The sequence below is a fragment of the Clostridium sp. genome, from assembly GCF_040797585.1.
Taxonomy (GTDB): domain Bacteria; phylum Bacillota; class Clostridia; order Clostridiales; family Clostridiaceae; genus Clostridium_Z.
The window spans coordinates 1-5,775 of sequence record NZ_JBFNEO010000182.1 but is presented as its reverse complement, the minus strand read 5'-3'; the positions used below and the strand labels follow the sequence as shown (position 1 = coordinate 5,775).

General features: G+C 27.0%; 3 protein-coding genes. All 3 read left to right on the top strand.

From position 1 onward, the window contains the following. The first annotated feature begins 414 nt into the window (after positions 1-414). The gene (locus AB2369_RS10785) at positions 415-2,508 is read left to right on the top strand and encodes a hypothetical protein (protein ID WP_367666487.1); all 2,094 of its coding nucleotides are present in this window, start codon (positions 415-417) and stop codon (positions 2,506-2,508) included. A 5-nt stretch (positions 2,509-2,513) separates the two neighbouring features. Continuing rightward, the gene (locus tag AB2369_RS10780) at positions 2,514-3,947 is read left to right on the top strand and encodes a YncE family protein (RefSeq protein ID WP_367666486.1); all 1,434 of its coding nucleotides are present in this window, start codon (positions 2,514-2,516) and stop codon (positions 3,945-3,947) included. 357 nt (positions 3,948-4,304) lie between these two features. Then, positions 4,305-5,390, top strand: coding sequence for a glycosyltransferase (locus AB2369_RS10775; RefSeq protein ID WP_367666485.1), 1,086 nt, complete (start codon positions 4,305-4,307; stop codon positions 5,388-5,390). Positions 5,391-5,775 lie beyond the last annotated feature (385 nt).

Below are 5,775 nucleotides of genomic sequence, written 5' to 3'. Positions count from 1 at the left end.
CTTATGCACCGTTTAAAATCTAAAATTTAAAAGGATTTAAGTACATGTATAAGTTAAAGTTTAGGCTAAAAACCCTATATTATGATTAGTTCTAGTACTTAAAGATCGTTATTAAATATTTATAGATTATTAATATGATAATAGATGATATTTAAGCGTTGGCATACCTTAGGACGAGCTAATTTTATTATACAAATCTTCAGCATTATATTTAAATTTAATCTAAGAGTAACTCCATTATGTAAAGAAAACTCAATTATTAATAAGCATTAAGTAATATATTCTTAAAATAAAAATATACTTTTATAGGGACAAACTATACATATTTTCTTATAAGCAGCATATTAAGTAAGTTCTATAATTGCAATCCATAATGGTTCCCTAAATATAAATAATATGGTGGAGGAGATTAGTATGATAAGTAATACAAATACATGGATTTTTAATGATAGAGAAAATAATTTATGGAGATTTTTATTAGATGAGAAAGGGAATATGTCATATAACAATATGTATTCTCATAATAAATGGAGTAGAGAAACTAGGTTAGACAGAGGAGTAAGAGAATTTGATGTATATAAGGATAAAAGTGAAAATATTCATATAGCTTATAGAAATGATACTGAAATTAAGTATTGTCTTTGGGATGGAAAACAGTGGCTTGGTAAAGTGATTTATGAGTTTCATGAACAGAATATAAAAGATATTAGAATACTAGTATTAGAGAGAATTATACATTTATTTTTTATATCAAGTAATGAAAATAACAATTTAGGAGAAATAATTCACTACACAGTTAAAGAGGATGAGGTACAGTTATTTACTATTGCATCAGTAAAGATTAAGGATGAAGAGGATAATTATAAGCTAGAATGTAAAGATGAAAAAAGTATATATTTGCTTTATATAGATAACAGTGAAGGAGATAATGAAATCAAGGGTAGTATATATGATGGTCAGTGGAGTGAGCCACAAACCATATATTATACCAATGGAGAAGAGGTAAGGATTTCAACAAAGGTTTTTAATAATAAATTATATATTTTAAACTTATCTATTGATGAGGAGATATGTTCCTTAGAGGAGATTCATTTAGAAGAAAACGGAGATATAAAGTATGATAAAATTTATAACGCTTTAAGTAGGGTAGATAATATATGTTTTATAGAAAAGGATGATATCCTATGGGCCTTATGGAATGAAGGAGAAGAAATATTATGTTCTAATTTAAGAGATAAGTGGAGCAAGCCACAAGTTATATACAATATTAAAGATGAGAAAGTAAATTTTTATAAATCAATGGGAATAAATTTAGAGAATAGGGAAGTTACGTGTCATAGAGTTTTTGGAAGAAACTATCCTATAATAGACTTTATCTTACCTAATGAAGAAATACCTACTTCAAAGAAGAAGGCTTTAGAAGGAATACATGATTATATAAGCTCAAAATATATGGACAATCATAATAATGTATTTAATCCAAAAGAATATGGTAAGCCTTTATATAAAGAAGATCAGATTGGAAGTGAAAATTTTTCAAAGGATAAGGAAAAAGAAAGTGGTAAAAATGCAAATAAAATTATAGCGACTCTGAATATGCAACTTCAGCAGAAGGAAAGTTTATGTGAGGATCTTCAGGATAGATTAGATGCTATAAATCTTAAAAATAAAAAGAGTGAACAAAATATAATAGAGTTTAAAAGAGTATTTGAAGAGACCGGAAAAGAGGTTCAAGAAATAAGGAGTTCTTTAGAAGAGGTTACAAAAGAAAGAGATAACTTAAAAGACACCATTAAAGATATAACAATGGAATCTAATACTATGAAGGAAAAATATCAAAAGAATTTAATAGAGATAAAATCCCTTAAAGAACAAATAGAAGAAATTATTAGGGGAAAAGAATTAGTAGAAGAGGAAACGAATAAAGATAAACTTAGACTTAATGAGGAAATTAATAAGAATAAACTTAAGTTTAATGAAGAAATATCTTCTTTAACTAAGAGATATAGAGAGATTCAAAATAAGTTAGAAGAAAAGAGTAGAGAGTTAGCAGAAAATAACAAAGAACTAGAAGTAAAGGACAGGAAGTTAGTAGAAAGAAATAAGGAATTAGAAGTAAAGTTCAAAGAATTGGAATTAAAAAGTAAGGAATTAGAGGTGAAGAATAAGAAGTTAGAGTCAATAACTTCAGAGAAAAACAATATGACTCTAAAGCTAAAAGAGATAATATTAGAGAATGATAGTTTAAAGAGGACACTACATGAAGGGTATGTGGAGAGAGAAGGAACGCTAAGAGAGCTTGAAATTACTAATAGTCATAGAGAGGAGCTTAAGAAGGCTCTAGAGGATGCAAATAAAGAGATCCATATGATAAATCTTCAGAAAGAAAAGCTTATTTCAATAGTAAGGGAGGACAATATTGAAAAGAATAGGTTAAGAAAGGAGTTAGAATCTGAAATTAATAGATCAATCATAAGTAAAATACTAAATAAAAGGGGGGAGAGTTAAAATAAATGTCTGCAAAAAGTATTATAAAGAAAACTTTATACTATGTTGCAAACTTAGGTAATAATACAATAACTCTTATTGATGGAGAGAATAATACTAAAATTAATACAATAACTCTTCCATTTAGCCCTTTTACAATGATTTTATATGAGGATTTTATTTATATTGGTGGAGATGGGGAAAAAATAGGGATTATGAATACTATAGATAATACTCTAAAATATATGGATATTGAAAATAATGGAAATATCCATATAGATAAGTATAGTAGAAGGATATATGCATCTAATATTTCAGAGATAGGTGTATATGATATAGATTCAGGAAAAAAGTTAGGGTTATTAAAGGGGTTCTCTATAGTAGACAGCATTAAAATAGATAATAATAGACTTTTTACTGTTGACGTATTTAGAAAACAATTAAAAGTTTATGATATTAAAACCATGAAGATAATCACTAAGATTAAAGATATAGGAATAAGACCTAATAATATTTTAATAAGTGATGATGGAAAAACCGTATATATATCTAATGAAGGTGGGATAGATGAGTATTCAGGAAACATATCTGTAATAGATATTGAAAAGAATATAGTAAGCACTATAGATTTCCCAAAGAATTCATCTATAACCTCCCTATATATGAAAAATGATAAGATTTATGCTTTAAATAAGGGGCTTAGTAGTATAGATATAATAGATTTAAATACAAAGTATATAGAGAAGTCTATAAGTATATTAGACCCGAAGAATTTCTTGATAGAGGGTGATAGGCTTATTGTACTTAGTAAGGCTTCAGTAGATAAGATGCAATTAAGTTTAATTAGCATCAATGATTATTCTGTAATAAAGAATATAGCCATAGAAGAAAAAAATAGTTATCCCTATAGTGTTATAGCGATATCTAAAGTTATGCCTCTTAAGGTAGAAAATGAAATAAGTAATGTAGAAGAGAAAATGGAGTTAATAGATAAGAGCGTAAAGAAAGGTAATAATATAATCGAGATATATAATGAGGTTTTATCCTTTAAAAAATTACTTGTAGAGATACCTGAAAATTATGTAGGACCTTTTATATTAGATAGAATAATATTTAATAGTGGATATATAGTTAAGGGCTTGAAGGATATAAGTAAGGAAAAGGATAAAGTTGTTAGAATAAAATTTACACTAAGAGTACCATATAAGCTAAAGATTAAGGATGGAGCAGGCAAAGTAAGAACTTTAAAGCGGTTTATAGAAGAGGAAAAAGAGGTGCTTTTAGAATCAATTTACTTAAGTGATGATAAAAATATAAAAACATATTTAAATACTGGTGATGAAGTAATCAATGAGGTAATTTTAATAAAAGATATATTAACCTTATCTGTTGATGTAAATATGAGATTAAAGTTTATGGTGCCATTAGAGTCTATTAATCCTATGAAGAGAGTTAAATAATGAAAATAAGTACACATAATATTAGAGTATTCATATTATGGTATTAGACATCTTGAGGAAAATAATTAGAAATTAATGTTGTACATTTTGTACAATACTAAATCAATAGATTGTATTTATACAAACAGTATTAATACAATCTATTTCCTTGTATAGAAGAAAGTATATTTAGAGTTTATTAGGAGTTATCATTTATAATACTTTCACTTATTAATCTATATATAAGAAATTTTACACACTAAGATAGATTTCTTTTAGCTTAAAGTATTTATTTTATTAAACCTTGCCTAAAGAGCTAGAATCTCTTTATTTTACTTTAGATGTCTTAGTTTATTTAATATAGAGGTGGTTATTTATATGAAACAGGGTATAACCATAAGTTTATGCATGATAGTGAAGGATGAAGAAGACGTCATTGAAAGATGCATAAGATCAGTACTTAGTGCTTTAGATGAAATTATAATAGTTGATACGGGGTCAAATGATAGAACTAAGGAAATAGCTTTAAGCTTAGGAGCAACTGTTTATGATATGGAGTGGCAAGATAACTTTGGACTAGCTAGAAACTTTGCTTTCAGTAAGGCAACTAAGGATTATATAATGTGGCTAGATGCTGATGATATCATGACAGAAGATAATTTACAAAGACTATTAGAATTAAAGAAAAATCTTGATAATAACGTAGATTCAGTGACCATGACCTATGTTCTAGCAGAAGATAGTAATGGAAATCCTACATCCTCCCTAAGGCGTAATAGATTAGTAAAAAGAGAAAAGGGATTTCAGTGGATAGGTAAGATACATGAGTATTTAGCTGTACATGGAAATATAATAAATGCTGATGCATCTATACATCACAGAAAGATAAAGTCTAGTAGTGGAAGAAATCTTAGGATATATAAGGGTATGATCGATGAAGGAGAAGAGTTATCTGTAAGAGATATGTTCTATTATGCTAATGAACTTTTTTACAATGGGTATCATGATGAGGCTATAGAACAATATTCTAAGTTTTTAGATACTAAAGCTGGATGGATAGAGGATGTTAAAACTACACTTAGTAATATGTCGGAGTGTTACTCAGCTAAAGAAGATACTGATAATCAACTTAAATGTCTCTTGAGAGCTTTTGAGTATGATGTTCCAAGATCAGACTTTTGCTGTAAGATTGCATATTGTTTTTTCCATAAGAATATGATTAATAATGATTTATTTTGTTATAATTTAGCAATCGAAACGCCTCCAGATAAGGATAATTTGAGTCTTGTTAACCACTCTACTTACACATGGATTCCTAATATTCAACTATGTGTTTGTTATTCAAGACTTGAAGAGTATGACCTAGCTAATGAATTTAATGAAAAAGCTGGTGAGTTTATACCGGATGATCCTATGATAATTCATAATAGAAACTTTTTACGAGATAAGATAAGTAAGGATTGATATCTAAGATTATTAATATAAATGTTTTATTTTAAAATTGTATATTTTGTTTTTTATAAATTAGTTATACACAAAAAAGCGGTTTCTGAGGAAGCCGCTTTAATTTTTCTAAAAAAGAGGGTTTACCTACCTTTTATTATGAGACAGAACCTTTTTACTTTATTAAAAGTTTTATATAAACTTTTAGATTTACTCTTACATATAAATTATTAAAATCACTGAAATTAAATTAAGATAATAAAACATAAGGTATATTTTGATAAAACTTTAAACATAAAACGAATTTAATATTTAACAAATTAATGGATTTAATTTTATAATTACTATTGACTATGATAAATGGTGAGTATATACTGTACATATATAATATATACAGTATATACGG